General features: G+C 70.0%; 28 protein-coding genes. 24 read left to right on the forward strand and 4 right to left on the reverse strand.

What is annotated here, in order from left to right; all coding sequences use genetic code 11:
• The first annotated feature begins 5 nt into the window (after positions 1 to 5).
• Entirely contained in the window at positions 6 to 1481 is a 1476-nt protein-coding gene (locus tag AVS7_RS13910) for a glutamate synthase subunit beta (protein ID WP_020229021.1), read from the forward strand.
• Between the two features lie 101 nt (positions 1482 to 1582).
• On the opposite strand, the gene AVS7_RS13915 is transcribed toward AVS7_RS13910, so the two are convergent.
• Positions 1583 to 3352, reverse strand: a complete 1770-nt coding sequence (locus AVS7_RS13915; RefSeq protein WP_034690972.1) for an IPTL-CTERM sorting domain-containing protein — start codon at positions 3350 to 3352, stop codon at positions 1583 to 1585.
• A gap of 132 nt (positions 3353 to 3484) precedes the next feature.
• Between AVS7_RS13915 and AVS7_RS13920 the strand changes: the two genes are divergently transcribed.
• From AVS7_RS13920 to AVS7_RS13945, 6 genes are all read left to right on the forward strand, one after another.
• Positions 3485 to 4165, forward strand: coding sequence for a response regulator transcription factor (locus AVS7_RS13920; protein ID WP_020229022.1), 681 nt, complete (start codon positions 3485 to 3487; stop codon positions 4163 to 4165).
• Positions 4063 to 5997 carry a 7TM diverse intracellular signaling domain-containing protein gene (locus AVS7_RS13925; protein WP_144425108.1) on the forward strand — a complete coding sequence of 645 codons (1935 nt, stop codon included), beginning with the start codon at positions 4063 to 4065 and terminating at the stop codon, positions 5995 to 5997. The genes AVS7_RS13920 and AVS7_RS13925 overlap by 103 nt, the downstream gene beginning before the upstream one ends.
• 122 nt (positions 5998 to 6119) lie before the next feature.
• Positions 6120 to 6923: an amino acid ABC transporter substrate-binding protein gene (locus AVS7_RS13930; RefSeq protein WP_020229024.1), complete on the forward strand. Its 804-nt coding sequence runs from the start codon at positions 6120 to 6122 to the stop codon at positions 6921 to 6923.
• 181 nt (positions 6924 to 7104) lie between these two features.
• Entirely contained in the window at positions 7105 to 7758 is a 654-nt protein-coding gene (locus AVS7_RS13935) for an amino acid ABC transporter permease (protein WP_020229025.1), read from the forward strand.
• A complete protein-coding gene (locus AVS7_RS13940; protein ID WP_034690984.1) occupies positions 7739 to 8518 on the forward strand; it encodes an amino acid ABC transporter ATP-binding protein in 780 nt (259 codons plus the stop codon). Before AVS7_RS13935 ends, AVS7_RS13940 begins: the two co-directional genes overlap by 20 nt.
• A gap of 34 nt (positions 8519 to 8552) precedes the next feature.
• Positions 8553 to 9857 carry a DUF3422 family protein gene (locus AVS7_RS13945; RefSeq protein WP_020229027.1) on the forward strand — a complete coding sequence of 435 codons (1305 nt, stop codon included), beginning with the start codon at positions 8553 to 8555 and terminating at the stop codon, positions 9855 to 9857.
• Between the two features lie 100 nt (positions 9858 to 9957).
• Here the strand turns inward: AVS7_RS13945 and speE are convergent, their stop codons facing one another.
• Together speE and speD are read right to left on the reverse strand one after the other, a co-directional pair.
• Complete coding sequence (gene speE, locus AVS7_RS13950; RefSeq protein ID WP_020229028.1) at positions 9958 to 10917, reverse strand: polyamine aminopropyltransferase; 960 nt, start codon at positions 10915 to 10917, stop codon at positions 9958 to 9960.
• Positions 10917 to 11327 carry an adenosylmethionine decarboxylase gene (speD, locus tag AVS7_RS13955; RefSeq protein ID WP_020229029.1) on the reverse strand — a complete coding sequence of 137 codons (411 nt, stop codon included), beginning with the start codon at positions 11325 to 11327 and terminating at the stop codon, positions 10917 to 10919. Before speD ends, speE begins: the two co-directional genes overlap by 1 nt.
• A gap of 372 nt (positions 11328 to 11699) precedes the next feature.
• Here speD and AVS7_RS13960 point away from each other — a divergent pair, with 372 nt between their 5' ends.
• The 12 genes from AVS7_RS13960 (at position 11700) to hisD (ending at position 20950) form a co-directional block, all read left to right on the forward strand.
• Entirely contained in the window at positions 11700 to 12521 is an 822-nt protein-coding gene (locus AVS7_RS13960) for an ABC transporter ATP-binding protein (RefSeq protein WP_024001588.1), read from the forward strand.
• A gap of 58 nt (positions 12522 to 12579) precedes the next feature.
• Entirely contained in the window at positions 12580 to 13362 is a 783-nt protein-coding gene (gene mlaE, locus AVS7_RS13965) for a lipid asymmetry maintenance ABC transporter permease subunit MlaE (protein WP_020229031.1), read from the forward strand.
• 14 nt (positions 13363 to 13376) lie between these two features.
• The gene (gene mlaD / locus AVS7_RS13970; protein ID WP_020229032.1) at positions 13377 to 13853 is read left to right on the forward strand and encodes an outer membrane lipid asymmetry maintenance protein MlaD; all 477 of its coding nucleotides are present in this window, start codon (positions 13377 to 13379) and stop codon (positions 13851 to 13853) included.
• A complete protein-coding gene (locus AVS7_RS13975) occupies positions 13850 to 14584 on the forward strand; it encodes a VacJ family lipoprotein (protein WP_020229033.1) in 735 nt (244 codons plus the stop codon). The genes mlaD and AVS7_RS13975 overlap by 4 nt, the downstream gene beginning before the upstream one ends.
• Positions 14585 to 14721: 137 nt before the next feature.
• Positions 14722 to 15375 carry a phospholipid-binding protein MlaC gene (locus tag AVS7_RS13980; RefSeq protein ID WP_020229034.1) on the forward strand — a complete coding sequence of 218 codons (654 nt, stop codon included), beginning with the start codon at positions 14722 to 14724 and terminating at the stop codon, positions 15373 to 15375.
• Entirely contained in the window at positions 15376 to 15645 is a 270-nt protein-coding gene (locus AVS7_RS13985; RefSeq protein ID WP_020229035.1) for a lipid asymmetry maintenance protein MlaB, read from the forward strand.
• Between the two features lie 30 nt (positions 15646 to 15675).
• A complete protein-coding gene (locus AVS7_RS13990) occupies positions 15676 to 16590 on the forward strand; it encodes an ABC transporter ATP-binding protein (RefSeq protein WP_020229036.1) in 915 nt (304 codons plus the stop codon).
• A complete protein-coding gene (locus tag AVS7_RS13995) occupies positions 16587 to 17342 on the forward strand; it encodes an ABC transporter permease (RefSeq protein WP_020229037.1) in 756 nt (251 codons plus the stop codon). Before AVS7_RS13990 ends, AVS7_RS13995 begins: the two co-directional genes overlap by 4 nt.
• Before the next feature lie 4 nt (positions 17343 to 17346).
• A complete protein-coding gene (locus AVS7_RS14000) occupies positions 17347 to 17592 on the forward strand; it encodes a BolA family protein (protein WP_020229038.1) in 246 nt (81 codons plus the stop codon).
• Between the two features lie 71 nt (positions 17593 to 17663).
• Positions 17664 to 18974: a UDP-N-acetylglucosamine 1-carboxyvinyltransferase gene (gene murA, locus AVS7_RS14005; protein WP_020229039.1), complete on the forward strand. Its 1311-nt coding sequence runs from the start codon at positions 17664 to 17666 to the stop codon at positions 18972 to 18974.
• Complete coding sequence (gene hisG / locus AVS7_RS14010) at positions 18971 to 19621, forward strand: ATP phosphoribosyltransferase (RefSeq protein ID WP_020229040.1); 651 nt, start codon at positions 18971 to 18973, stop codon at positions 19619 to 19621. Before murA ends, hisG begins: the two co-directional genes overlap by 4 nt.
• Before the next feature lie 6 nt (positions 19622 to 19627).
• Positions 19628 to 20950, forward strand: coding sequence for a histidinol dehydrogenase (gene hisD / locus AVS7_RS14015; RefSeq protein ID WP_020229041.1), 1323 nt, complete (start codon positions 19628 to 19630; stop codon positions 20948 to 20950).
• On the opposite strand, the gene AVS7_RS14020 is transcribed toward hisD, so the two are convergent.
• Positions 20937 to 21224 (reverse strand): DUF2917 domain-containing protein, encoded by a 288-nt coding sequence (locus AVS7_RS14020; protein ID WP_020229042.1) that lies wholly within the window; start codon positions 21222 to 21224, stop codon positions 20937 to 20939. The two genes, hisD and AVS7_RS14020, sit on opposite strands and share 14 nt — an antisense overlap.
• Before the next feature lie 153 nt (positions 21225 to 21377).
• Between AVS7_RS14020 and AVS7_RS14025 the strand changes: the two genes are divergently transcribed.
• From AVS7_RS14025 to hisA, 5 genes are read left to right on the forward strand one after another with little or no spacing between them, the layout of a single operon-like run.
• A complete protein-coding gene (locus AVS7_RS14025) occupies positions 21378 to 22862 on the forward strand; it encodes a PLP-dependent aminotransferase family protein (RefSeq protein WP_020229043.1) in 1485 nt (494 codons plus the stop codon).
• Positions 22859 to 23962 (forward strand): histidinol-phosphate transaminase, encoded by a 1104-nt coding sequence (locus AVS7_RS14030; protein WP_020229044.1) that lies wholly within the window; start codon positions 22859 to 22861, stop codon positions 23960 to 23962. Before AVS7_RS14025 ends, AVS7_RS14030 begins: the two co-directional genes overlap by 4 nt.
• Positions 23959 to 24591 (forward strand): imidazoleglycerol-phosphate dehydratase HisB, encoded by a 633-nt coding sequence (gene hisB, locus AVS7_RS14035; RefSeq protein ID WP_020229045.1) that lies wholly within the window; start codon positions 23959 to 23961, stop codon positions 24589 to 24591. Before AVS7_RS14030 ends, hisB begins: the two co-directional genes overlap by 4 nt.
• 52 nt (positions 24592 to 24643) lie before the next feature.
• A complete protein-coding gene (hisH, locus tag AVS7_RS14040; protein WP_024001592.1) occupies positions 24644 to 25312 on the forward strand; it encodes an imidazole glycerol phosphate synthase subunit HisH in 669 nt (222 codons plus the stop codon).
• A gap of 50 nt (positions 25313 to 25362) precedes the next feature.
• The gene (gene hisA / locus AVS7_RS14045; protein WP_020229047.1) at positions 25363 to 26103 is read left to right on the forward strand and encodes a 1-(5-phosphoribosyl)-5-[(5-phosphoribosylamino)methylideneamino]imidazole-4-carboxamide isomerase; all 741 of its coding nucleotides are present in this window, start codon (positions 25363 to 25365) and stop codon (positions 26101 to 26103) included.
• Position 26104: the final 1 nt, after the last annotated feature.

Here is a 26104-nt window from a genome sequence, read left to right on the forward strand (position 1 = left end):
CGATCATGGGCAAGACCACGGGTTTCATGGAATACGAGCGCATCGAGGAGGGCTACAAGCCCGTTGGCGAGCGCCTCAAGCACTACAAGGAATTTGTCATCGGCCTCGATGACGCGCAGGCCAGGATCCAGGGCGCGCGCTGCATGGACTGCGGCACGCCGTTCTGCAACAACGGCTGCCCGGTGAACAACATCATCCCGGACTTCAACGACCTCGTTTACCACCAGGACTGGAAGAGCGCCATCGCGGTGCTGCACAGCACCAACAACTTCCCCGAGTTCACCGGCCGCATCTGCCCCGCGCCATGCGAGGCCGCGTGCACGCTCAACATCAACGACGATGCCGTGGGCATCAAGAGCATCGAGCACGCCATCATCGACCGCGCGTGGGAAGAGGGCTGGGTCACGCCCCTGCCTGCGAAGCACAAGACCGGCAAGAAGGTTGCCGTGGTCGGCGCCGGGCCCGCAGGCCTGGCGGCGGCGCAGCAACTGGCCCGCGCGGGCCACGACGTGACGCTGTTCGAGAAGAACGACCGCGTGGGCGGCCTGCTGCGCTACGGCATCCCCGACTTCAAGATGGAGAAGTCGCACATCGACCGCCGCGTGAAGCAGCTGGAAGCCGAAGGCGTCACCATCCGCACCGGCGTGCTGGTGGCGGGCAAGGACGGCCTGGGCAAGGGCAGCAAGGTCACCAACTGGGCCAAGGAAACGGTGGCGCCCGAGCAGCTCCAGAAGGACTTCGATGCCGTGCTGCTCACCGGCGGTGCCGAGCAGAGCCGTGATTTGCCCGTGCCCGGCCGCGACCTCGACGGCATCCACTTCGCCATGGAATTCCTGCCGCAGCAGAACAAGATCAACGCGGGCGACAAGCTCAAGGGCCAGTTGCGCGCCGACGGCAAGCACGTCATCGTCATCGGCGGGGGCGACACCGGCAGCGACTGCGTGGGCACCAGCAACCGCCACGGCGCCGTGAGCGTCACCCAGTTCGAGCTGATGCCCATGCCGCCCGAGCAGGAGAACAAGCCGCTCGTCTGGCCCTACTGGCCCACCAAGCTGCGCACGAGTTCCAGCCACGAGGAAGGCTGCGAGCGCGAATTCGCCATCGCCACCAAGGAATTCATCGGCGACGGCAAGAAGGTCACGGGCCTGAAGACCGTGCACGTCGAGTTCAAGGACGGCAAGTTCGTCGAAGTGCCCGGCAGCGAGAAGGAATACCAGGCCGACCTCGTGCTGCTCGCCATGGGCTTCGTGAGCCCCGTGGCCGCCGTGCTCGACGCCTTTGGCATCGACAAGGACGCGCGCGGCAACGCCAAGGCCACGACCGACTTCGACGGCGGCTACGCCACCAGCGTGCCCAAGGTGTTCGCCGCGGGTGACATGCGCCGGGGCCAGTCGCTGGTGGTCTGGGCCATCCGCGAGGGGCGGCAGGCGGCGCGGGCGGTGGACGAATTCCTCATGGGCTACTCCGACCTGCCGCGCTGATCCATCCGCCCGTCAAAACCAACGGCGCCGCACGGCGCCGTTTGCTTTTATTTTGATAGCTGCTCGCGCTTGCCTGTCAAGCGCTGGAGGCCGAAAACACCTCAACCCCTGCGCCGCAGCCCCAGCAGCGCCGCCAGGGCCGACAGCAGCGCCACGCCCCACGCCGACAGCGCGGGAACGGCCTGCACCGCGCCGCCGGGGCCTGGCGCGGGCGGCAGGGCGGCAAGGGGCAGCATGGCGTGGGGGTCTTCGATGGTGCTGGCGTCGTTCGGGGCGCTGTCGCCGATGCCGTCGTTCGACACGGTGTAGTACACCGTGTCGCCGTGGACCGTGCCCCAGCGGAACCACTCTGGCTGGCCGCCCGCCATGCGCGGGCCGTACTTCCATGGGTACAGGCCGGCCAGGCTGCCCGGCGGGTAGTCGATGCGCACGGTGATGTGGCTGCCTGCATTGCAGTCCTCGGCCTTGAAGCGCAGCACGCCCAGCGGCGCGCTGGCGGGCGCGCCGGGCGGCGTGGCGGTGAATTCCAGGCCGCGCACGGTGCTGCAGGTGCTGGCCGGAGATTTGCCGATGCTGACGCGGGCCTGGGCGGCGCCGGTGCCGTCCAGGTCCACGTCGGCCTCGGTCAGCGGCGTGGGCGTCGGGTAGCCGGCCGACCAGGCGGCCGGGCTCACGTCGGCGCCGTTGCGTGCCAGCACGCGAAATCCATAGTGGGAGCCGCCCGCCAGCCCGTCGATGGTGCAGTGCCGCTCGCCCGCCGGTGCATGGCACAGCAGGCCAGGGGTGCTGCCACCGGTGTAGGCGGCGGCGGTGAAGCCGGTGGCCTTGTCGCCGTCGTGCTCCCACGCGACGATGGCGCGGTCGTTGAGGATCGTGGCCTGCACCTGCGTGGGCGCGGCGGGCGGGTCGAAGGTGATCCGGCGCACGCGGTGGCCGGTGTTCTCGGCCACGTAGAGCGTGTGGTCGCCCACGGCCAGCAGGCCGTTGGGGTCGGACACGATGGCCGCCGTGGCGGGGCCGCCGTCGCCCACGGGCGTGCCTGGAGTGCTGAGCGCATCGCCCGTGCCCGCGATGGTCTCGATCAGCCCCAGGCCGTCGATGCGCCGCACGCGGTGGTTGCCCAGGTCGGCGATGTAGAGGTTGCCCACGCTGTCGGCGACGACGTCGGCGGGCTCGTTCAGCTGGGCCTCGGCGGCCGGGCCGCCGTCGCCGCCGAAGCCCTGCGTGCCATCGCCCGCGATGAGAGAGGGGCTGGTGAGCCCTCCGGGGCCGGGGATTTGCGACTTCCATGCCTTGTGGCCCCCTCGCTCGGCGATGTACAGGTAGTCGGGAAGGCCTGCCATGAAGGAGATACCTGACAACTCATCCATGTTCAGGTATTCGGGGCGTGTTTCGTTGGTCAAATTGATGATGCCCATGCGGCCGCCGGACACGCTGTAGAGATGGGTGTTGCCAGGCGACAGCGCCAGCCCCGAGGCATCGCGCGAGGTGGCGGCCAACAGATATACCGGAGCGGCAGGGTCGGACAGGTTGAAGCGCAGCACCCTCCTCTCGTAGCCGGTGGCCACGTAGACCTTGTCGCCACCCACGGCGAGGCCCTCCACCAGGTTGAGCCCGCTGACCACGGTGGTGATGCTGCCGTCGGCATCGAGCCGGCGCACGCGGCCGTTGGTGGAATCGGCGATGTACACGCGCCCCTGCTCGTCCGCCGCCAGCCGGGTGATGTAGCCCAGGGCCGACGCGGTGGCCGGGCCGTCGGTGCCGGCGCCCTCCATTCCCGTGCCCGCCACGGTGGCGATGGTGCCTGCCTGCGCCCAGGGCGCCAGCGCGCAGGCCAGCAGGGCTGCGCGGAAAGTGTCGGTGTGCTTCATCTTGCTCCTGGGGTGATAGCGGCTCGCGCTTTTCCGGCGAGCGTTGCAGGCCGATTCTTTCTTGAACCCCGGCACGCGCGCATCCCGTAAATGCGTGATGGCGGTGCGCACTCCGTGCGCCACAATCGCGCGATGTCCGCCCTGCCGCTGCCCGTCCTGATGGTCGATGACGACCCGCCCATGCTGGCTCGGCTGGCCGAAGTGCTGGGCTCCATCGGCATCGCGCCGGACCGGCTGCGGCAGGCCGATTCGGTGGCGCGGGGGCGGGAGCTGGCGCAGGGCGAGGCGCCGCTGGCAATGGCCCTCGTCGATCTGGGGCTGCCCGACGGCAGCGGCCTCGACCTGATCGCCTGGCTGCGCGAGCGTGCCGAGGCGCTGCCCATCCTGGTGATCTCGGCCTGGAGCACCGAGGAGATGCTGATGGGCGCGCTGCGCGCGGGCGCCAACGGCTACGTGCTCAAGGAGCGCGAGGACGTGGAGATCGCCCTGTCGGTCAAGAACGTGCTCAAGGGCGGCGCGCCCATCGACCCCTTCATCGCCCGGCGCATCCTGGACCTGGCGGGCCGCCCGCACGCACGGGCGCCCGGCCCCGATCCCGCGCTGCCCAACGCGCTGAACGACGCCCTGACCGACCGCGAGCGGCAGATCCTCGACCACGTGGCCGCGGGCATGAGCAACCGCGAGATGGCCGAATGCCTGAACCTTTCCCGATGGACCATCGATTCGCACATCCGGCACATCTACGACAAGCGGGCCGTCAGCTCGCGCACGCAGGCGGTGCGCCGCGCGCGCGAGCATGGCTTGCTGCGCTGATCCTGCTGCTGGCCTGCCTGGCCCCGCGCGCGCAAGCGGACACGCCAACGGCCTGGCTGGGCACGGTGGAGGCCGCGCCCTCGGGCTGGCTGGACGAGCGGCCGCCCGCATCCGGCTGGCAGCCCGTGCAGGTGCCCAGCGACTGGAGCGCGCACTGGCCCGGCCACAACGGCGTGGTGTGGTACCGGCTGCGCTGGGACATCGCCGGCGCGCCGCAGACGCTGGGGCTGTACGTGCACTACGTCATGTCGGCCGGCGTCATCTCGGTCAACGGGGTGGAGCTGGAGCGCGACGAAAGCCTGGTGGAACCGCTCTCGCGCACCTGGAACCGGCCGCGCTTCCTGCTGCTGCCCGCGCCGCTACTGCACACCGGCCGCAACGAGCTGCTGATCCGCGTCAGCGGCTACGCCGCCTACCAGCCCGCGCTGGGACCGGTGGAGATCGGCGAACCCGGGCCGCTGCGCGCCGCCCAGCGTGCGAGCCAGCTGGCACGGGAGGACATGAACTGGCTGCACCTGGGCATCGGCGCCACGCTGGGCTGCTTCTTCCTCGCGCTGTGGCTGATGCGCCGGCAAGAGTCCGCCTATGGCTGGTATGCCGCGCGGCAGGCCGCGTGGGTGGGCTTCACGGTGAACTTCGTCAACACCAGCACCTGGCCCTTCCCGCACACCGATGCCTACGCCGCCGCCACCACGGCGGCCTACGTGCTCTACCACGGTTGCGGCGCCATGTTCGTGCTGCGCTTCATGGGCCGGCGCTGGCCGCGCCGCGAGGCCGTGCTGTGGCTGCTGCTCTCCGGCGCCTGCGCGGCGGTGCTGCTCGCACCCCATGAGTACATGAAGGCCGTGCGCCACACGCTCGCCTGGGCATCGTCGGCGCTGGTCGTCGCCACGGCGGTCGTGTTCCTGTTCCTGGCCTGGCGCGGCAGCCTGGCGCAGCGCCTGCTGTCGGCCGCCATGGCCGCCAATGCGCTGGCGACGGTGCATGACCTGCTGGTGTTCTCGGACCTCATCGACAGCAACTTCTACCTCGCGTCCTATACCGCCTGGCCCACCACCATCGGCATGGCGCTCACGCTGGCCTGGACGTTCGTCGCCAACACCCGGCGCATCGAGCGCTTCAACGACGAGATGCACCACAGCGTCGCCGCTGCCCGCGCCGAGCTGAAGGCCTCGCTTGCCCGCCAGCACGCGCTGGAACTGCTGCACGCGCGGCTGGGTGAGCGTGTCAACCTCGCGCACGACCTGCACGACGGCCTGGGCGGCATGCTGATCGGCAACATCAACACCCTCGAACGCACCCGCGCCCCGCTGCCGCCGCAGCAGGTGCTGGACATGCTGCGCACCATGCGCGACGACCTGCGGCTCATCATCGACACCGCTTCGGCGCAGCACCACGGCGAGCTGTCGCTGGCCGACCTGCTCGCGCCGCTGCGCTACCGCATGAGCCAGTTGTTCGAGTTGCACGGCATCGAGGCGCACTGGCGGGTTTCCGGCCTGGACGAGGTGCAGCTGGACGCAACCCAGAGCCTGGACGTGCTGCGTGTTCTGCAGGAGGCGCTGACCAACGTTTTCAAGCACAGCCGCGCCACGCGCGTGGATGTGGCCCTGGTCCGCGAAGAGGGCGGGCACCTGCGGCTGGAAGTCCACGACAACGGCGTGGGCCTGGAGTCCAGCGCAGCGGGCGCGCCGCCTCCGCCCGGCGGCACCGGCCTGCGCAGCATGCAGGTCCGCGCCCAGCGCCTGGGCGCACGGCTGGCCGTGGATTCGCGGGGCAGCTCGACCACGGTGGCGCTGCACATGCCCTTGCGGGGGTTGCGTGGCACTTCATAATTGATAGCTGCTTGCGCTTGCTGGGACGGCGCTGGAGGCCGATTTGGCTTGAAACCAGAGAATGCGTCCGCATCGGTGGGAAAATCCAGGGTTTTTCCTAACCTTTCGAGAACCGCATCGCCATGAAGAAGATCGCCGCCGTTGCCCTGCTGTCCCTGGGCGCCCTGCTGGCTGCCTGCTCCAAGCAGGAGAGCGCCCCCGCCGCCGCCGAGCCCGCACCCGCACCGGTCGCGGCTGTGACCAAGATCGTGGTCGGCCTGGACGACAACTTCCCGCCCATGGGCTTCCGCGACGAGAAGAACGAGCTGGTGGGCTTCGACATCGACATGGCCAAGGAAGCCGCCAAGCGCCTGGGCCTGGAGGTCGAATTCAAGCCCATCGACTGGAGCGCCAAGGAAGCCGAGCTGTCGGGCAAGCGCGTGGACGCGCTGTGGAACGGCCTGACCATCACCGAGGAGCGCAAGCAGAACATCGCCTTCACCGCGCCCTACATGGAGAACCACCAGATCATCGTGGTGCCCGCCAATTCCCCGATCAAGACCAAGGCCGACCTGGCCGGCAAGGTCGTCGGCGCGCAGGAAGGCTCCAGCGCCGTGGACGCGATCAAGAAGGAAGAAGCCGTCTTCAAGTCGTTCAAGGAACTCAAGACCTTCGGCGACAACGTGACCGCGCTGATGGACTTGACCACCGGCCGCCTGGAGGCCGTGGTGGTCGACGAGGTGGTGGGCCGCTACTACGTGGCCAAGAAGCCTGGAGACTATGCCGTGCTCGATGACAACTTCGGCACCGAGGAATACGGCGTGGGCCTGCGCAAGGACGACACCGATCTGCACGGCAAGATCGACAAGGCGCTGGCCGACATGAAGCAGGATGGCGCTGCCGCCAAGATCGCCGAGCAGTGGTTCGGCAAGAACATCATCAAATAAATAGCGCACAACCCCCTGTGTCGCTTCGCTCCTTCCCCCTTCTCTCGAATTGCTGCGCAATTCGGGAAGGGGGACGCCGCCAGCGCGGCGGGGCGGCCCTTGCGCGGCGTCCGCTGGCCTGGGGCGCGCCAGTGGCAACGGCCGTGAGCCGTGCCAAACACTGAATGGTCGCAGCCACACGATGGACTACGTACTCTCCCTCCTGGGGCCGCTGGCGCAGGGCGCCACGGTCACGCTGAAGCTGTTCTTCATCACGCTGTTGCTGGCCGTGCCCCTGGGCCTTGTGCTGGCGCTGGCGCGGCTGTCGCGCTGGCGGCCGCTGTCGGTGGCGGTGAACGGCTACATCTGGCTCATGCGCGGCACGCCGCTCATGCTGCAGATGCTGTTCATCTACTTCGCGCTGCCCTTCGTGCCCGTGGTGGGCGTGCGCCTGCCGGACTTTCCGGCGGCGGTGGCGGCGTTCGCGCTGAACTACGCGGCCTACTTCGCCGAGATCTTCCGCGCGGGCATCCAGTCCGTCGATCGCGGCCAGTACGAGGCCGCCAAGGTGCTGGGCATGAGCTACGGCCAGACCATGCGCCGCATCGTGCTGCCGCAGATGGTGCGAAGCATCCTGCCGCCGATGAGCAACGAGACGATCACGCTGGTCAAGGACACGTCGCTGATCTACGTGCTGGCGCTCAACGACCTGCTGCGCGCCGCACGCGGCATCGTGCAGCGCGACTTCACCACCACGCCCTTCATCGTGGCCGCGGCCTTCTATCTGCTGATGACGCTGCTGCTCACCTGGGGCTTCCAGCGGCTGGAGAAACGCTATGCCAAATACGATGAGTGAGGCGCCCATGATCGACGCGCGCGACGTGCGCAAGCGCTTCGGCCACAACGAAGTGCTGCGCGGCGTGTCGCTGCGGGTAGCGAGGGGCGAGGTCGTGGCGGTCATCGGCCCCTCGGGCTCGGGCAAGAGCACCTTCCTGCGCTGCCTGAACCACCTGGAGACCATCGACAGCGGCCACGTCGCCATCGAGGGCCAGACGCTCGCCACCACCGACGCGCAGGGCCGCTGCGCCTACGTGCCAGATGCCGAGCTGCGCCGCATCTGCGCCAAGACCGGCATGGTGTTCCAGCACTTCAACCTGTTCCCGCACCTCACGGTGCTGCAGAACCTCATCGAGGCGCCGATGGTGGTGCAAGGCGTGCCGCGCGCCGAGGCCGTCGCCCGCGCGGAAACGCTGCTGGACAAGGTGGGCCTGGCCGCCAAACGCAACAACTACCCCTCGCGCCTCTCGGGCGGGCAGAAGCAGCGCGTGGCCATCGCGCGGGCGCTGTGCATGCAGCCCGACATCATGCTGTTCGACGAGCCCACCTCCGCGCTCGACCCCGAGCTGACCGGCGAGGTGCTGCGTACCATGCGCGAGCTGGCCGAGGAGCGCATGACCATGCTGGTCGTCACGCACGAGATGGGCTTCGCGCGCGAAGTGGCGCACACCGTGGCCTTCATGGACCAGGGCGAGCTGATCGCGGCGCGGCCCGCGCGCGAGTTCTTCGCCGATCCAGGGCACGAGCGCGCGCGGGCGTTCCTCGAACACATGCTCTGACGCGACAATGGCGCATTCCTCACCGCCTGCGCCCATGACCCTCGCACCGCTCCCCACGCAGCACGCCCAGCGCGTGCTGCTGCACAACGAAGTCCATGCCCGCCCGCCCGAGGCGCTGGCCGCGCCGCTGGCGATCACGCACATCGTGATGCTGGCCGACGCGGCCGGGCGCGATGCCAGCCGCGCCCACCTGGCCACGCTGCTGCGCAACCACCACCTGGCCCCGCCCGATGCGCACACCACGCACCTGCGCGTGGACCTGGGGGCGTTCCGCATCCGCTGGGAGCTGCACACCGAATTCGTCTCCTGGACCTTCATGGCCGTGCCGGCCGGCGCCGCCGTGCCCGAGAACGGGCGGGCGCCCGCGGCCGCGCTGGAGTCCGTGCCGCGCGACTGGCTGGCGGGGCTGCCGGGCGAGTGCCTGTGCGCGCTGCACCTGTGGGTGGCCGCCGCGCGGGAGGTGGATACGGGGCCCGCGTTGCGGGGCTGGCTGCGCGAGGAATCGCTCGTCGCCTGCGCCGTCGCGGGCGGGCAGGGCGAGGTGTACACCGACTTCGCCATCCACGCCGACGGCTTCTCGCGCATGCTGCTGGTGGCCGGATCGCTCTCGCCCCAGCGCCTGGGGCGGCTGGTGCAGCAGCTGCTTGAGATCGAGACCTACCGCATGGCGGCGCTGCTGGGCCTGCCCGCCGCGCGCGATGCCGGCGCGGCCCTCGCCAGCGCCGAGCGCGAGCTGGCGGAGCTGGCCGAGGCCATCCGCAGCTCCCGCCGCGACGCGGAGCCCGCGCTGCTCGACCGCCTCACGCGGCTGGCGGGGCAGGTGGAGGGGCAGTACGCGGCCACGCACTCGCGCTTCTCGGCCAGCAGCGCGTATTTCGAGCTGGTGGACCGGCGCATCCAGGACATCGGCGAATCGCGGCTCGCGGGCCTGCAGACCATCGGAGAATTCATGGAGCGGCGCCTGAGCCCCGCGCGCAGCACCTGCGCCTGGGCCGCGCGGCGGCAGAACGCGCTCTCCGAGCGCGTTTCTCGCATGAGCAACCTGCTGCGCACGCGCGTGGAGATCGAGCAGCAGCAGAACAACCAGGCCCTGCTGGCCGCGATGAACCGGCGCGGCGACCTGCAGCTCAAGCTGCAGTCCACGGTGGAGGGGCTTTCGGTGGCGGCCATCACCTATTACATCGTCGGCCTGGTGAGCTACCTGGCCAAGGGGGCGCAGAAGCTGGGCTGGCCCTTCTCGCCCGAGAGCACGGCGGCGGTGGCCATCCCGCTGGTGGCCGGGGGCGTGTGGTGGTCGCTGCGGCGGCTGCACCACCGCATGTTCGGCGAGGCGCACTGATAAAAAAGTGAGCTGGTTGCGCTTGTCTGCTCTGGATTTTCATGTGAAAACATACGGAAACCCTTGTAGGACAAGCGCAACCAGCTCCTTTTTTTGAAAATCAGCCCGTTGTGACCGTCACGGGCGGCAGCTCCGACGGGTCGCGTACCTCGGCCAGCGTGTCGCCGCTGCGCAGCGGTTCGGCCGGGCGCGCCAGCAGTGCGCGCACGAAGTTGGGCTGGGCCAGCAGCGCGTGGTGCACCGCGCCGTTGTAGAGCTGCAGGTCGCCGATGTCGCGCACGGCCAGGCGCGCGTCCACCTCGGCGGCGGTGAGCCGGGCCGGGTCGGTGCTGTCCGACGCCATGGCCATGCACCACAGCGTGCCGTACAGGGGCACGTACTGCAGGTAGGGCCGGAACACCGGGAACACCGCGCGCACCGAGGCGGCGATGCGCGTCAGCGTCTCGTGCAGGTGGATGGGCGAGCCCAGGTGCAGCGACAGCACGCCGCCGGGGTTCAGCGCGCGGCGGCAGGCGGCATAGAACTCCACCGTGTACAGCTCTACGGCGGGGCCGAAGGGGTCGGTCAGGTCCAGCACGATCTGGTCGAAGCGCTCGCGGCCTTCCGCCAGCAGCGCGCGCGCGTCGCCCAGGCGCACCTGCAGGCGCGCGTCGTCGAACGCGCCGCGGTGGATGGCGCCCAGCCACTCGCGGGCCATGGCGATCACCTCGCCGTCCAGCTCGGCCAGCACCACCTGCTCGATGCCGGGCAGCTTGAGCAGCTCCTCGGCCGCGCCGCCGTCGCCGCCGCCCACCACCAGCGCGCGGCGCACGCCGGCATGGGCGATGGCGGGCAGGTGCACCATGGGCTCGTGGTAGAAGAACTCGTCACGCTCGCTGGTCATGAAGCAGCCGTCGATGCGCATCACGCGCCCGAACTGCGGGTTCTCGAAAACCTCGATGTGCTGCCACGGCGACTGGCGCTGCGCCAGGGTGCGCTGGTCGCTCAGGTAGAAGCCGAAGTCGGCATTCAGGCGCTCGGCCACGAAGCGCGTGGCCTGCGCGGTGCGCGCGCCGGCCATCACGCGCGCTCGACGCGGTGCAGGTGCGGATCGTTCGGGTTGAATGCGGCCTGCAGGTCGCCGAACAGCTGCTGCGCCTTGGGCCGGTTGTCGGTGGTGTAGTTGCACACGTACACGTCCAGCGTCACATAGCCCGACTCGGGCCAGGTGTGGATGGACAGGTGCGATTCGGCCAGCACCACCACGCCGGTGACGCCGCCGCCCTCGCCGAAGCTGTGGAACAGCGAGCCCACGGTGGTCAGCCCGGCCGCGGCCACGCGCTCCTTGCAGAAGGCTTCCAGGTACGCGGCATCCAGCATCAGGCGGCTGTCGCACAGACAGCCATACAGGTCGCCAATCAGGTGCAGACCGGTGGCCTGGCGCTGGACGGACGGGGCGGCGATGGGGACGACGGACTGGAATTTCTTCATGGAGTTCAGGCCCTTTCTGCAGGCACGGGGGGTGGCACGGAAGATGGCGGGCCCGGCGCGGGGACAGGGAGTCCACGGCGGGCGCGCCCGGGGCGCTGCAGCGCAGGCACTGAACGGAAGGCAAGGGGGAATGCCGCTGGCAATTGCCGCGCCCTCGTTCCGCTGGACGCACCGGGCGCCCATGCAACGCTGACAGCAATCCGCTCGGCAGGGCGAGCGTGACATTTCTCTCGAAGCTGTCAATTATAGCCAACAGTTATATACATCCGCATACACCCAGGTGATCCCTGTCCAGCATTTCCAGAGGGTTTCCCCTATGATGTAACGTTTTTCCGCTGCCCCGTGGGGGCGCGGCCCTGCATTCTTCACTCCATGCCCTCCAACGCCCCATCGCCTTCCGAGGCTCTCGTGGAACTGCGCAACGTCACCTTCGGGTACGGCGAGCGCGTGATCCTGCGCGACCTGTCGCTGACGGTGCCGCGCGGCAAGGTCACGGCGCTGATGGGCGCGTCGGGCGGCGGCAAGACCACTGTGCTGCGCCTCATCGGCGGCCAGCAGCGTGCCCAGCAGGGCGAGGTGCTGGTGGCCGGCCAGGACGTGGGCCGCATGAGCGTGGAGCAGCTCTACGCCGCGCGCCGGCGCATGGGCATGCTGTTCCAGTTCGGCGCGCTGTTCACCGACATGAGCGTGTTCGAGAACGTGGCCTTCCCGCTGCGTGAGCACACCGACCTGCCCGAGGCGCTGATCCGCGACATCGTGCTCATGAAGCTCCACGCCGTGGGCCTGCGCGGCGCGCGCGACCTGATGCCCAGCCAGATCTCCGGCGGCATGGCGCGGCGCGTGGCGCTGGCGCGGGCCATCGCGCTGGACCCCGACCTCATCATGTACGACGAGCCCTTCGCGGGGCTGGACCCGATCTCGCTGGGCACGGCCGCGCAGCTCATCCGCCAGCTGGGCGACTCCATGGGCCTGACCACCATCGTCGTCTCGCACGACCTGGAGGAAACCTTCCGCCTGGCCGACCACGTCATCATTCTCGGCCCCGGCACGGTGGCCGCACAGGGCACGCCCGAGGAAGTGCGCGCCAGCACCGACCCGCTGGTGCACCAGTTCGTGCATGCGCTGCCCACGGGGCCGGTGCCTTTCCACTACCCCGGCCCTACGGTGCTGCAGGACTTCGGAGGCATGGCATGAGCCGCACGGCCGTTCCGAGGGCTCATGGCGCCGCAGTGCGCAGCACGGAGGTTTCCGAATGAGCTGGTGGCGCCCTTCGCACGTGGGCTATGCGGTGCGCACCAAGCTGGCCGACATCGGCGCGGGCGCGGGCCTGTTCGCGCAGCTGGTGGGGCTGCTGGGCCCGGTCATGCAGCGCCCGGCGCTGGTGCGCGACCAGGTGCACTTCCTGGGCAACTATTCGCTGTCCATCATCGCCATGTCGGGCCTGTTCGTGGGCTTCGTGCTGGCGCTGCAGGGCTACAACGTGCTGCAGCTCTACGGCTCGGCCAACTCGCTGGGGCTGGTGGTCACGCTGGGGCTGGTGCGCGAGCTGGGGCCGGTGGTCACGGCGCTGCTGTTCGCCGGGCGCGCGGGCACGTCGCTCACGGCCGAGATCGGCCTGATGCGCGCGGGCGAGCAGCTCTCGGCCATGGAGATGATGGCCGTCGATCCGGTGCGCCGCATCCTCGCGCCGCGCTTCTGGGGCGGCGTGATCGCCATGCCGCTGCTGGCGGCGGTGTTCAGCGCCGTGGGCGTGATCGGCGGCTGGCTGGTCGGCGTGGTGCTGATCGGCGTGGACGGCGGCGCCTTCTGGGGGCAGATGCAGGGCGGCGTGGACGTGTGGAAGGACGTGGGCAACGGCTTCGTCAAGAGCGTCGTGTTCGGCGTGGCCGTCACCTTCATCGCGGTGCTCCAGGGCTTCGTGGCCAAGCCCACGCCCGAAGGCGTGTCGCGCGCCACCACCCGCACGGTGGTGATGGCCTCGCTCTCGGTGCTGGCGCTGGACTTCGTCCTCACGGCCTTCATGTTCAGTCTTTGATGAGTCAAACAACCATGCAGCATTCCAAGAACGATCTCTGGGTGGGCCTCTTCGTGTTGCTGGGCGGCGCGGCGCTGGTCTTCCTGGCCCTGCAGTCGGCCAACCTGCTCAATCTGAACTGGCGCACCGGCTACGCGGTCACCGCGCGCTTCGACAACATCGGCGGCCTCAAGCCCAAGGCGGCGGTGCGCAGCGCCGGCGTGGTGGTGGGCCGCGTGCAATCCATCACGTTCGATGACACCACTTACCAGGCGCGCGTGACGCTGGACCTGGACAAGCGCTACGCTTTCCCCAAGGACAGCTCGCTCAAGATCCTCACCAGCGGGCTGCTGGGCGACCAGTACATCGGCATCGAGGCCGGCGCGGACGAGCACAACCTCGCCGAAGGCGACATGGTGACGGCCACGCAGTCGGCCGTGGTGCTGGAGAATCTGATCGGCCAGTTCCTCTACGGCAAGGCCGAGGAAAGCGGCGCGGGCAACAAGAAATGAAGAAAAACACCACGACGACACACGGCAGGCTGGCGGCGGCGCTCGGCGCAGCGCTGCTCCTGGCCGGCTGCGCCAGCGGCCCCCAGGCCAACCCGGCCGACCCCTTCGAGCCCTACAACCGCGGCATGACCACGTTCAACGAGAACGTGGACAAGGCCGTGCTCAAGCCCGTGGCCACGGCCTACCGCGACATCACGCCGCAGCCCGTGCGCACCGGCGTGAGCAACTTCTTCGGCAACCTGGGCGACGCCTGGTCGTTCGTCAACAGCGTGCTGCAGCTGCGCGGCCGCGAGGCCTTCGACAGCCTGGTGCGCTTCGGCACCAACACGGTCCTGGGCCTGGGCGGCGTGCTGGACATCGCCAGCGAGGCCGGCATCGCGCGCCACAAGCAGGACTTCGGCCTGACGCTGGGCCGCTGGGGCGTGCCCACGGGGCCGTACCTGGTGCTGCCGCTGTTGGGCCCCTCCACGGTGCGCGACACGGCGGCCCTGCCGGTGGACCTGTATGCCGACCCGCTGCTTGCGGTCGATCCGGTGTCCGCCCGCAATTCGCTGTACGCGCTGCGCTTCGTCAACCGGCGCGCGGAGCTGCTGCGCGCCACCTCGGTGCTCGACGCGGCCGCGCTCGACTCCTACAGCTTCACGCGCGATGTGTACCTGCGCCTGCGCGCCGCTCCCGGCCAAACTGCCGATGACGGGGACGACGACGGCCGGCTGCCCGAGGACTATTGACGCTTCTCCCGCGCAGGTTGCAGTTGCTTGCATCCGCGTACCGTGGCGACGCACGGCGCGTGCGCCGCGCCCGTGACAATTCGCACTCCCGCGGTGCGGCCCCTCCGGTGCCGCACTGATCGAGAAAGGACCAGAACATGATGAACCGCCGCACGCTGAACCGCACCGCCGCCGCCCTCGCGGTCGTGGCCTGGATAGGGCTGCCAGGTGCCGTGCTGGCCGCCGACGAGGCGCCGGACGCGCTGATCAAGCGCCTGTCGACCGACGTGCTGGAGACGGTGCGTGCCGACAAGTCCATCAAGTCCGGCGACGTGGACAAGATCATGGCGCTGGTGGACAAGACCATCCTGCCGCACGTGAACTTCCGCCGCATGACCGCCGCCGCCGTCGGCCCGGCCTGGCGCAAGGCCACGCCCGAGCAGCAAAAGCGCCTGCAGGACGAGTTCAAGTCCCTGCTGGTGCGCACCTATTCCGGCGCGCTGAGCCAGGTGACGGACCAGACCATCGTCGTCAAGCCGCTGCGCGCCGCGCCGGACGACAAGGACGTGCTGGTGCGTACCGAGATCCGCGGCCGCGGCGACCCGGTGCAGCTCGACTACCGCCTGGAGAAGACCCCCGGCGACGGCGCGGGCTGGAAGGTCTACAACCTGAACGTGCTGGGCGTGTGGCTGGTGGAAACCTACCGCAACCAGTTTGCGCAGGAAATCAACGCCGCCGCCGACGGCCAGGGCATCGACCGCCTGATCGAGTCGCTGTCGGCGCGCAACAAGGCCAATGCCGGCGGCAAGTAAATGCTGGTGCTGCCGCCCGAACTCACCCACCGGCAGGCCGCGGCCTGCCTGCGCCTGCTGCTGCAGGGCCTGAAGACCGAGCGTGAATCGCAGGTGGTGGTGGACGCCGGCGCGCTGACGGCCTTCGACTCGTCGGCCCTGGCGGTGCTGCTCGAATGCCGCCGCGCGGCGGTGCTGGAAGGCAAGGGCCTCGTCGTCAAGGCGCTGCCTCCGGCGCTGGCCAGTCTGGCGGGCCTCTACGGGGTACAGGAGCTGCTGCCAGCAGCGTGAAGGGGTACGGCTTAGAATCGCCGGTTCCCTATGTCCGCCGTTTCCTTCCAGTCCGTTTCCAAGACCTTTTCCACGCCCAAGGGACCTTTCCAGGCGCTGCACGACGTCAGCCTGGACATCGAGGAGGGCGAATTCTTCGGCCTGCTGGGACCCAACGGCGCGGGCAAGACCACCCTGATCAGCATCCTCGCGGGCCTGGCGCGCGCCACGCAGGGCCGCGTGCGCGTGCTGGGGCACGACGTGCAGGGCGACTTCGCCGCCGCGCGTCAGCGCCTGGGCGTGGTGCCGCAGGAGCTGGTTTTCGACCCCTTCTTCAACGTGCGCGAGACGCTGCGCATCCAGTCCGGCTACTTCGGCGTGAAGAACAACGACGCCTGGATCGACGAGCTGCTGGAGAGCCTGGGCCTGGCCGACAAGGCCACCGCCAACATGCGCCAGCTCTCGGGCGGCATGAAGCGCCGCGTGCTGGTGGCCCAGGCGCTGGTGCACAAGCCCCCCATCATCGTGCTCGACGAGCCCACGGCCGGCGTGGACGTGGAGCTGCGCCAGACGCTGTGGCAGTTCATCGCCCGGCTCAACAAGCAGGGCCACACCGTGCTGCTCACCACGCACTACCTGGAGGAGGCCGAGGCGCTGTGCACGCGCCTGGCCATGCTCAAGCGCGGCCAGGTGGTGGCGCTGGCGCGCACCTCCGAGCTGCTGCAGGCCGCCTCCGCCAACGTGCTGCGCTTCAAGACCGACGACGCGCTGCCCGCCGCGCTTGCGCCTCTGGCGCGCGTGACGGGCCGCGTGGCCCAGCTGCCCGCGCAGAACGCGCAGGAGATCGAGCGCCACTTGGCCCAGCTGCGCGCGGCCGGCGTGCGCGTGGAGGACGTGGAGATCCGCAAGGCCGACCTGGAGGACGTGTTCCTCAACGTGATGGCTGCCGAAGGAGCGCAGCGATGACCGGCTGGCAGACCCTGTTCTACAAGGAAGTGCTGCGCTTCTGGAAGGTGGCCTTCCAGACCGTGGCCGCGCCCGTGCTCACGGCGGTGCTGTACCTGCTGATCTTCGGCCACGTGCTCGAAGACCACGTGAAGGTCTACGACCGCCTGAGCTACACCGCCTTCCTGGTGCCGGGCCTGGTGATGATGAGCATTCTGCAGAACGCCTTCGCCAACAGCTCGTCCAGCCTGATCCAGAGCAAGATCATGGGCAACCTGGTGTTCGTGCTGCTCACGCCGCTGTCGCACCGCGCCTGGTTCGCGGCCTACGTCGGCTCGTCCGTACTGCGCGGGCTGGCGGTGGGGCTGGGCGTGTTCCTGGTCACGCTGGCCTTCGCGGCTCCTGAGTTCGCCGCGCCGCTGTGGATCCTGGCGTTCGCGCTGCTGGGCGCGGCGCTGCTGGCCACGCTGGGGCTGATCGCGGGCCTGTGGGCCGACAAGTTCGACCAGATGGCCGCGTTCCAGAACTTCATCATCGTGCCCATGACCTTCCTGTCGGGTGTGTTCTATTCGATCCAGTCGCTGCCCCCGTTCTGGCAGGGCGTGAGCCACCTGAACCCGTTCTTCTACATGATCGACGGCTTCCGCTACGGCTTCTTCGGGGTGAGCGACGCATCGCCCTGGCTGTCCCTGGCCATCGTCGGCGGCGCCTGGCTGGCGGTGAGCGCGCTCGCGCTGCACCTGCTGCGCACGGGCTACAAAATCAGGAACTGACCCCATGACCGCAGACCAACTCAAGCACATCATCAGCGCGGGCCTGGCCTGCGAGCACCTCCACCTGGAAGGCGACGGCCGCCACTGGTACGCCACCATCGTCTCGCCCGAGTTCGAGGGCAAGCGCCAGATCCAGCGCCACCAGCGCGTCTACGCCACGCTGGGCGCGCGCATGCAGACCGACGAGGTGCACGCGCTGTCGATGAAGACCTTCACCCCCGCGGAATGGGCGCAGGCCCAGGGCGAGTGAAACTCCTGTTTCCATAGCTGCTCGCGCTTGCTGGATAAGCGCTGCAGGCCGATTTGGCTCATAAAAACCCAATGGACAAACTCCTGATCCGCGGTGGCCGCCCCCTGGTGGGCGAGGTGCCGATCTCCGGCGCCAAGAATGCGGCTCTGCCGGAGCTGTGCGCCGCGCTGCTCACGGCCGAGCCGGTCACGCTCGCCAACGTGCCGCGCCTGCAGGACGTGGCCACCATGCTCACGCTGATCCGCAACATGGGCGTGCAGGTGGAGCGCATCGCCGCGCCCGGCTGCGAGGACACCGGCGCGGCGGGCGTGGTGCGCATCGACGCCAGCGGCCTGACCACGCCCGAGGCGCCCTACAAGCTGGTCAAGACCATGCGCGCCTCCGTGCTCGCGCTGGGCCCGCTGCTGGCGCGCTTCGGCGAGGCGACGGTGTCGCTGCCCGGCGGCTGCGCCATCGGCTCGCGGCCCGTGGACCAGCACATCAAGGGCCTGCAGGCCATGGGCGCGGAGATCGTGGTGGAGCACGGCTACATGCTCGCCAAGCTGCCCGCGGGGCGCACGCGCCTCCAGGGCGCGCGCATCGCCACCGACATGGTCACCGTGACCGGCACCGAGAACCTGCTCATGGCCGCCACGCTGGCCGAGGGCGAGACGGTGCTGGAGAACGCCGCGCAGGAGCCCGAGGTGGCGGACCTGGCCGAGATGCTCATCAGCATGGGCGCGCGCATCGAGGGCCACGGCACCAGCCGCATCCGCATCCAGGGCGTGGAGCAACTGCACGGCTGCACCCACGCCGTGGTGGCCGACCGCATCGAGGCCGGCACGTTCCTGTGCGCCGTGGCCGCCACGGGCGGCGACGCGCTCCTGCGCCACGGCCGTGCCGACCACCTGGACGCGGTGATCGACAAGCTGCGCGAGGCCGGCGTGCAGGTGCAGGCCGAGGCCGGCGGCATCCGCGTGCGCAGCGCGGGCGGCCCGCACCTGAGGGCGCAGGGCTTCCGCACCATGGAATACCCCGGCTTTCCCACCGACATGCAGGCCCAGTTCATGGCCCTGAACGTGGTCGCGCAGGGCACGGCCACCGTGGCCGAGACGATCTTCGAGAACCGCTTCATGCACGTCAACGAGTTGCTGCGCCTGGGTGCCAGAATCCAGACCACCGACGGCCGCGTGGCCGTGGTCGAGGGCCTGGGCAGCGCAGCGCGCCTGTCGGGCGCCACCGTCATGGCCACCGACCTGCGCGCCTCGGCCAGCCTGGTCATCGCGGGCCTCGTGGCCAGCGGCGAGACGCTGGTGGACCGCATCTACCACCTGGACCGCGGCTACGACTGCATGGAAGCCAAACTGCGCGGCCTGGGCGCCGACATCGAAAGAATCCAATGACGCAGCAGATCACGCTGGCCCTCTCCAAGGGCCGCATCTTCGACGAGACCCTGCCCCTGCTGGCCGCCGCCGGCATCGAGGTGCTGGAAGACCCCGAGAAGTCGCGCAAGCTCATCCTGCCCACCAGCCGCCCCGAGGTGCGGGTGGTGCTAGTGCGCGCCACCGACGTGCCCACCTACGTGCAGTACGGCGGCGCCGACATCGGCGTGGCGGGCAAGGACTCGCTCATCGAGCACGGCGGCCAGGGCCTGTTCCGCCCGCTCGACCTGGGGATCGCCAAGTGCCGCGTGAGCGTGGCCGTGCGCGCCGACTTCGACTACGCGCAGGCCGTGCGCCAGGGCGCGCGCCTGAAGGTGGCCACCAAGTACACCAGCATCGCGCGCGACTTCTTCGCCACCAAGGGCGTGCATGTGGACATGATCAAGCTCTACGGCAGCATGGAGCTGGCGCCGCTCACGGGCCTGGCCGATGCCATCGTCGACCTGGTCTCCACCGGCAACACGCTCAAGGCCAACCACCTCGTCGAGGTGGAGCAGATCATGGACATCAGCTCCCACCTCGTCGTCAACCAGGCCGCGCTGAAACTCAAGCAGGCGCCGCTCAAGCGCATCATCGATGCGTTCGCGTCCGCCGTTCCGCAGGATTGATCCACTATGAAATTCGTAGCTGCTCCCGCTCGCCTGTCCACCGTTTCCAGCACTTTCGAGGCTGATTTCGCGGCGCGGCTGCACTGGTCGGCCGAGCAGGACGCAGCCATCGAGCAGCGCGTGGCCGACATCCTGGCCGACGTGCAGGCGCGCGGCGACGCGGCGGTGCTCGAATACACGCAGCGTTTCGACGGCCTGCACGCGCACGGCGTGGCCGAACTGGAGCTGGCGGCCGGCGAACTGCAGGCCGCCTTCGACGGCCTGCCCGCCGCGCAGCGCGAGGCCCTCATGGCCGCCGCCGCGCGCGTGCGCCGCTACCACGAGGCGCAGAAGAAGGCCAACGGCGAGAGCTGGAGCTACCGCGACGAGGACGGCACCCTGCTCGGCCAGAAGGTCACGCCGCTCGACCGCGTGGGCATCTACGTGCCCGGCGGCAAGGCCGCTTACCCGAGCAGCGTGCTCATGAACGCCATCCCCGCGCACGTGGCGGGCGTGGGCGAGATCGTCATGGTCGTGCCCACGCCGCAGGGCGCCAAGAACCCGCTGGTGCTTGCCGCCGCGCACGTGGCCGGCGTCACGCGCGCCTTCACCATCGGCGGCGCGCAGGCCGTGGCGGCGCTGGCCTACGGCACCGCCACCGTGCCCAAGGTGGACAAGATCACCGGCCCCGGCAACGCCTACGTCGCCAGTGCCAAGAAGCGCGTGTTCGGTACCGTGGGCATCGACATGATCGCGGGCCCGAGCGAGATCCTCGTGCTGGCCGACGGCACCACGCCGCCCGACTGGGTGGCGATGGACCTGTTCAGCCAGGCCGAGCACGACGAGCTGGCGCAGTCCATCCTGCTGTGCCCCGACGCCGCCTACATCGAAGCGGTGCAGGCCGCCATCGACCGGCTGCTGCCCGGGATGCCGCGCGCCGAGATCATCGCCAAGAGCCTCACCGGCCGCGGCGCGCTGATCCTCACGCGGGACATGGAAGAGGCCTGCGCCATCAGCAACCGCATCGCGCCCGAGCACCTGGAGGTCTCCAGCAGCGACCCGCACCGCTGGGAGCCGCTGCTGCGGCACGCCGGCGCGATCTTCCTGGGCGCCTACACCAGCGAGAGCCTGGGCGACTACTGCGCCGGCCCGAACCACGTGCTGCCCACGAGCGGCACGGCGCGCTTCTCGTCGCCGCTGGGTGTCTACGACTTCCAGAAGCGCAGCAGCCTCATCGAGGTGAGCGGGCAGGGCGCACAGACGCTGGGCCGCATCGCCAGCGTGCTGGCCCACGGCGAGGGCCTGCAGGCCCACGCGCGCGCGGCCGAGATGCGCCTCACGCAGGACTGAGCGCCCAGCGCAGGCACGCGGCGGCGCGCCCGTCGGCGCTCACGCGCAGCCGCGCCGGCCCGGCGAATTGCAGGCGCTGGCCGGCCTCCAGGAAATGGTCTTCGGGACGGCCCTCGCAGGTCAGCCACACGCGCCCGCGCTCTGCTTCGAGCACGGCGGTTTCGCCCTTGCGCACGTGCAGGGTCTGCACGGGCTGCAGCGGCGCCAGGGGCTGGCGCTGCCAGGGCAGAGGGACGGGTGCAAGCAAAGCGGGGGAGGAAGCGGCGTAGTCCATGACAGCCATGGTGCGCAGGCGCCCGTGCCGCCGCCAGCCACAGCCGCAGGCGATCCGGTGCAGTACAGCGCGCCGCCGCGGCGCGTCTGTACTGGTCGGCGTGGCCGGTGTCTGTGCTGCCCGGCAGGCTGCCGGCCAGTACAGAATGCCCGCATGTCCTCTGACGAAGCCCCGCCCCTGTACCAGCAGATCGCCGGCCAGCTCGCCGAGCTGGTGCGCAACGGCACGCTTGTGCGCGGCGAGAAGCTGCCCTCGGTGCGCGCGCTCGCGCGCCAGCACGGCGTGGCGCAGACCACGGTGGTGCAGGCCTTCCACTGGCTGGAGGACGCGCGCCTGGTCGTCGCGCGGCCGCGCTCGGGCTTCTTCGTCGCACCCCGGCCAGCGCCGCTGCCCGAGCCCCAGGCCTCGCGCCCGCGCGGCCGTCCGCGCGAGGTGTCGGTGGACTGGCTGGGCCAGCGCATCCTGGGGCGCGAGCAGCCTGCGGGCCTGGTGTCGTTCAGCAGCGGCACGCCCGGGGCCGACATGCTCAACCCCGACCGCGTGCGCCGCGCCGTCACGCGCGCCGTGCAGCGCCACCGCCACCTGCTGTGCGCCTACCCTTCGGCCACGGGGCAGGAGGAGGCGCGCCGTGCGCTCGCGCGCTATGCCGTGGGGCTGGGCTGCACGCTCGACCCTGCCAACGTCATCGTCACCAGCGGCTGCATGGACAGCATCGGCCTGTGCCTGCGCGCGGTCACGCAGCCGGGCGACGTGGTGGCGATCGAGTCGCCCACGCATTTCTCCTTCCTGGAAGTGCTGCAGAGCCTGCACCTGCGCGCGCTGGAGATCCCCACGCACCCGCGCCACGGCCTGTCGCTGGACGCGCTGCAGCTCGCGCTGGACACGCAGCCGGTGAAGGCGCTGCTGCTCGTGCCCACGCTCAGCAATCCGCTGGGTGCCTGCATGCCCCAGCCCGAGCGCAGGCGCCTGGCGCAGATGGCGGCGCGCCACGGCATCGCGGTGATCGAGGATGCGATCTACAACGACCTCGCCGAGCCCGACGAGATGCGCCGCACCGTCAAGTCGTACGACACCACGGGCCACGTGATGCTGTGCGACTCGTTCTCCAAAACCCTCGCGCCGGGCCTGCGCCTCGGCTGGGTGGAGGCCGGGCGCTGGGGCGAGCGGGTGCGCGCGATCAAGGACCTGCAGTCCGGCGGCCAGTCGGCAGTGCTGGAGCTGGCGCTGGCCGACCTCATCACCCAGGCCGGCCACGCCGCCGCGATGCGCCAGCTGCGCGCGCTGGCGGCGGCGAGGCTGGACGGGGCGCGCCATGCGATCGCCGCCCACTTCCCGCCCGGCACGCGCGTGAGCGACCCGCCCGGCGGCCTGCTGCTGTGGCTGGAGCTGCCGCGCGGGCTGGACGCGGTGCGCCTGCACGAGGCCTGCCTGGCCGAGGGCATCCTCGTCGCGCCCGGCACCGTGTTCAGCGCCAGCGCGCGTTTCCGCAACTGCCTGCGCATCGGCATGGGTGGCGACTGGACGGACCGGCACCTGGACGCGCTGCGCCGCGTGGGCGACATCGCCACGCGCATGGGCGAGCAGGCCCCGGGCACCGCCTACACTCGCCGTTCCCGCGAAACCGATCCCGCCGCATGACGCCCCCCACCGCCCCCGATCCGCTGCAGCGCATCCGCCCCGACGTGCGCGCCATGCACGCCTATCCCATCCCGGATGCCACGGGCTACCTGAAGATGGATGCGATGGAGAACCCCTTCGGCCTGCCCCCCGCGCTGCAGGCCGCGCTGGGCCGGCGCCTGGGCGCGCTGGAGATCAACCGCTATCCCGGTGCGCGCCAGGGCGAACTGCGGGCCGCGTTGGCCGCGCACGCCGGTGCGCCGCAGGGCAGCGCGCTGCTGCTGGGCAACGGCTCCGACGAGCTCATCAGCCTGGTGCAGATGGCCTGCGCGCAGCCCGGGGCAGCGGTGCTCGCGCCGGTACCGGGCTTCGTCTACTACGCCATGGCCGCGCAGCAGCACGGCCTGCGCTACGTGGGCGTGGAGCTGGACGGGGAATTCCAGCTGCGCGAGCAGCCCATGCTGGACGCCATCGCCGCGCACCGCCCGGCCGTCACCTTCCTGGCCTATCCCAACAACCCCACGGCCACGCTGTGGGACGAGGGCGTGGTGCAGCGCATCGTCGACGCCGTGGCCGCGCAGGGCGGCATCGTGGTGATGGATGAGGCCTACCAGCCCTTCGCCAGCCGCAGCTGGATCGACCGCATGCGCGCCGACCCCGCGCGCAACGGCCACGTGCTGCTGCTGCGCACGCTCAGCAAGTTCGGCCTGGCGGGCGTTCGCCTGGGCTACCTGATCGGCCCGGCCGCGCTGGTGCACGAGATCGACAAGCTGCGCCCGCCCTACAACGTGAGCGTGCTCAACTGCGAGGCCGCGCTGTTCGCGCTGGAGCATGCCGGAGTTTTCGCCGCGCAGGCGGCCGAGCTGCGCGCCGCGCGCGCCGAATTGCTGGCCGCGCTGCGTGCCCTGCCCGGCGTGCTGAAGGTGTGGGACAGCGAGGCCAACATGGTGCTGGTCCGCGTGCGGGATTCCGCCAGAGTGCATGCGGGCATGGCCGCGCGCAAGGTTCTCGTCAAGAACGTTTCTACAATGCACCCATTGCTGGCCAACTGCCTGCGTCTGACGGTGGGCAGTGCCGCCGACAACGCCCAGATGCTCGCGGCGCTCCAGGCTTCCCTATGACCTCTTCCGCACTCGTTCCTTCCTCCCCCGAGCCCTGCGCCGACCGCACGGCCGAAGTCAGCCGCAACACGGCCGAAACCCGCATCACCGCGCGCGTGAACCTCGACGGCACGGGCGAGGCCCGCCTGAACACGGGCATCGGCTTCTTCGACCACATGCTCGACCAGATCGCACGCCACGGCCTCATCGACCTGGAGGTGCGCTGCGACGGCGACCTGCACATCGACGGCCACCACACGGTGGAGGACGTGGGCATCACCCTCGGCCAGTCGTTCGCGCGCGCCGTGGGCGACAAGAAGGGCATCCGCCGCTACGGCCACGCCTACGTGCCGCTCGACGAGGCGCTCTCGCGCGTGGTGGTCGATTTCTCGGGCCGCCCGGGCCTGCACCTGCACATCCCGTTCACGGCGGCGAGCATCGGCGGCTTCGACACGCAGCTCACCTACGAGTTCTTCCAGGGCTTCGTGAACCATGCGGGCGTGACCCTGCACATCGACAACCTCAAGGGCATCAACGCCCACCACCAGTGCGAGACGGTCTTCAAGGCCTTCGCGCGCGCGCTGCGCGCCGCGCTGGAGCGCGACCCGCGCGCGGCGGGCGTGATCCCGTCCACCAAGGGCTCCCTGTAGAAATTTCAAGCCAAATTGGCCTTTAACGCTTATCTGGCAAGCGCTGGCAGCTATGAATAGTGAAGCTAAAACCGTCGCGGTCGTGGACTACGGCATGGGCAACCTGCGCTCGGTCTCGCAAGCCGTGCTGGCCGCGGCGCAGGGCAGCGGCTGGCAGGTGACCGTCACCCGCCATCCCGACGAGGTGCGCGCCGCCGCCCGCGTGGTGCTGCCCGGCCAGGGCGCCATGCCCGACTGCATGCGCGAGCTGCGCGACTCGGGGCTGCTCGCCCCCGTGCTGGAGGCTGCCGCGGCCAAGCCCCTGTTCGGCGTGTGCGTGGGCATGCAGATGCTGCTGGACCACAGCGCCGAGGGCGACACGCCCGGCCTGGGCCTGATCCCGGGCGAGGTGCTCAAGTTCGACCTGGCCGGACGCACCCAGCCCGACGGCAGCCGCTACAAGGTGCCGCAGATGGGCTGGAACCGCGTGCGCCAGGCGCGCCGCGGAGGCAGCGCCCACCCGGTGTGGAACGGCGTGCCTGACGACAGCTATTTCTACTTCGTGCACAGCTTCTACGCCCGCCCGCGCGATGCGGCGCATGTGGCGGGCGAAGCCGACTACGGCCAACCCTTTGCAGCCGCCATCGCGCGCGATAATATTTTCGCCACGCAGTTCCACCCGGAAAAGAGCGCCGAGCACGGCCTGGCGCTGTTCCGCAACTTCCTGCACTGGAATCCCTGATCCTCAACCCGGCCGGGCTGCCCGTGCGCCCGAATCCTCGCTCCACATCTATGCTGCTCATCCCCGCCATCGACCTCAAGGACGGCCATTGCGTGCGCCTCAAGCAAGGTGACATGGATCAATCGACCACCTTCGGCGAAGACCCTGCCGCCATGGCGCGCAAGTGGGCGAACGCCGGCGCGCGCCGCCTGCATCTCGTCGACCTGAACGGTGCCTTCGCGGGCCAGCCCAAGAACAAGGCGGCCATCAAGTCCATCCTGGCTGAGGTGGGCGCGGACATCCCGGTGCAGCTCGGCGGCGGCATCCGCGACCTGGACACCATCGAGCGCTACATCGACGCGGGCCTGGCCTACGTCATCATCGGCACGGCGGCGGTCAAGAACCCGGGCTTCCTCAAGGACGCGTGCAGCGCCTTCGGCGGCCACATCATCGTGGGCCTGGACGCCAAGGACGGCAAGGTGGCCACCGACGGCTGGAGCAAGCTCACCGGCCACGAGGTGGTCGATCTGGCCAAGAAGTTCGAGGACTGGGGCGTCGAGTCCATCATCTACACCGACATCGGCCGCGACGGCATGCTCTCGGGCATCAACATCGAGGCCACGGTCAAGCTCGCGCAGGCGCTGACCATCCCCGTGATCGCCTCGGGCGGGCTCGCCGGCATCGCCGACATCGAGCAGCTGTGCGCCGTCGAGCGCGAGGGCGTGGAGGGCGTGATCTGCGGCCGCGCCATCTACAGCGGCGACCTGGACTTCGCGGCCGCGCAGGAGCGGGCCGATGAGCTCACGGCCTGAG

It is taken from the genome of Acidovorax sp. MR-S7, from assembly GCF_000400995.2.
Lineage (GTDB): Bacteria > Pseudomonadota > Gammaproteobacteria > Burkholderiales > Burkholderiaceae_C > MR-S7.

Bases quoted from the DNA above. Each gene is read 5' to 3' on its own strand.
- AVS7_RS13910 (WP_020229021.1), top strand. From the start codon at position 6: ATGGGCAAGACCACGGGTTTCATGGAATACGAGCGCATCGAGGAGGGC.
- AVS7_RS13915 (WP_034690972.1), bottom strand. From the start codon at position 3,352: ATGAAGCACACCGACACTTTCCGCGCAGCCCTGCTGGCCTGCGCGCTG.
- AVS7_RS13920 (WP_020229022.1), top strand. From the start codon at position 3,485: ATGTCCGCCCTGCCGCTGCCCGTCCTGATGGTCGATGACGACCCGCCC.
- AVS7_RS13925 (WP_144425108.1), top strand. From the start codon at position 4,063: ATGGACCATCGATTCGCACATCCGGCACATCTACGACAAGCGGGCCGT.
- AVS7_RS13930 (WP_020229024.1), top strand. From the start codon at position 6,120: ATGAAGAAGATCGCCGCCGTTGCCCTGCTGTCCCTGGGCGCCCTGCTG.
- AVS7_RS13935 (WP_020229025.1), top strand. From the start codon at position 7,105: ATGGACTACGTACTCTCCCTCCTGGGGCCGCTGGCGCAGGGCGCCACG.
- AVS7_RS13940 (WP_034690984.1), top strand. From the start codon at position 7,739: ATGCCAAATACGATGAGTGAGGCGCCCATGATCGACGCGCGCGACGTG.
- AVS7_RS13945 (WP_020229027.1), top strand. From the start codon at position 8,553: ATGACCCTCGCACCGCTCCCCACGCAGCACGCCCAGCGCGTGCTGCTG.
- speE (WP_020229028.1), bottom strand. From the start codon at position 10,917: ATGGCCGGCGCGCGCACCGCGCAGGCCACGCGCTTCGTGGCCGAGCGC.
- speD (WP_020229029.1), bottom strand. From the start codon at position 11,327: ATGAAGAAATTCCAGTCCGTCGTCCCCATCGCCGCCCCGTCCGTCCAG.
- AVS7_RS13960 (WP_024001588.1), top strand. From the start codon at position 11,700: ATGCCCTCCAACGCCCCATCGCCTTCCGAGGCTCTCGTGGAACTGCGC.
- mlaE (WP_020229031.1), top strand. From the start codon at position 12,580: ATGAGCTGGTGGCGCCCTTCGCACGTGGGCTATGCGGTGCGCACCAAG.
- mlaD (WP_020229032.1), top strand. From the start codon at position 13,377: ATGCAGCATTCCAAGAACGATCTCTGGGTGGGCCTCTTCGTGTTGCTG.
- AVS7_RS13975 (WP_020229033.1), top strand. From the start codon at position 13,850: ATGAAGAAAAACACCACGACGACACACGGCAGGCTGGCGGCGGCGCTC.
- AVS7_RS13980 (WP_020229034.1), top strand. From the start codon at position 14,722: ATGATGAACCGCCGCACGCTGAACCGCACCGCCGCCGCCCTCGCGGTC.
- AVS7_RS13985 (WP_020229035.1), top strand. From the start codon at position 15,376: ATGCTGGTGCTGCCGCCCGAACTCACCCACCGGCAGGCCGCGGCCTGC.
- AVS7_RS13990 (WP_020229036.1), top strand. From the start codon at position 15,676: ATGTCCGCCGTTTCCTTCCAGTCCGTTTCCAAGACCTTTTCCACGCCC.
- AVS7_RS13995 (WP_020229037.1), top strand. From the start codon at position 16,587: ATGACCGGCTGGCAGACCCTGTTCTACAAGGAAGTGCTGCGCTTCTGG.
- AVS7_RS14000 (WP_020229038.1), top strand. From the start codon at position 17,347: ATGACCGCAGACCAACTCAAGCACATCATCAGCGCGGGCCTGGCCTGC.
- murA (WP_020229039.1), top strand. From the start codon at position 17,664: ATGGACAAACTCCTGATCCGCGGTGGCCGCCCCCTGGTGGGCGAGGTG.
- hisG (WP_020229040.1), top strand. From the start codon at position 18,971: ATGACGCAGCAGATCACGCTGGCCCTCTCCAAGGGCCGCATCTTCGAC.
- hisD (WP_020229041.1), top strand. From the start codon at position 19,628: ATGAAATTCGTAGCTGCTCCCGCTCGCCTGTCCACCGTTTCCAGCACT.
- AVS7_RS14020 (WP_020229042.1), bottom strand. From the start codon at position 21,224: ATGGACTACGCCGCTTCCTCCCCCGCTTTGCTTGCACCCGTCCCTCTG.
- AVS7_RS14025 (WP_020229043.1), top strand. From the start codon at position 21,378: ATGTCCTCTGACGAAGCCCCGCCCCTGTACCAGCAGATCGCCGGCCAG.
- AVS7_RS14030 (WP_020229044.1), top strand. From the start codon at position 22,859: ATGACGCCCCCCACCGCCCCCGATCCGCTGCAGCGCATCCGCCCCGAC.
- hisB (WP_020229045.1), top strand. From the start codon at position 23,959: ATGACCTCTTCCGCACTCGTTCCTTCCTCCCCCGAGCCCTGCGCCGAC.
- hisH (WP_024001592.1), top strand. From the start codon at position 24,644: ATGAATAGTGAAGCTAAAACCGTCGCGGTCGTGGACTACGGCATGGGC.
- hisA (WP_020229047.1), top strand. From the start codon at position 25,363: ATGCTGCTCATCCCCGCCATCGACCTCAAGGACGGCCATTGCGTGCGC.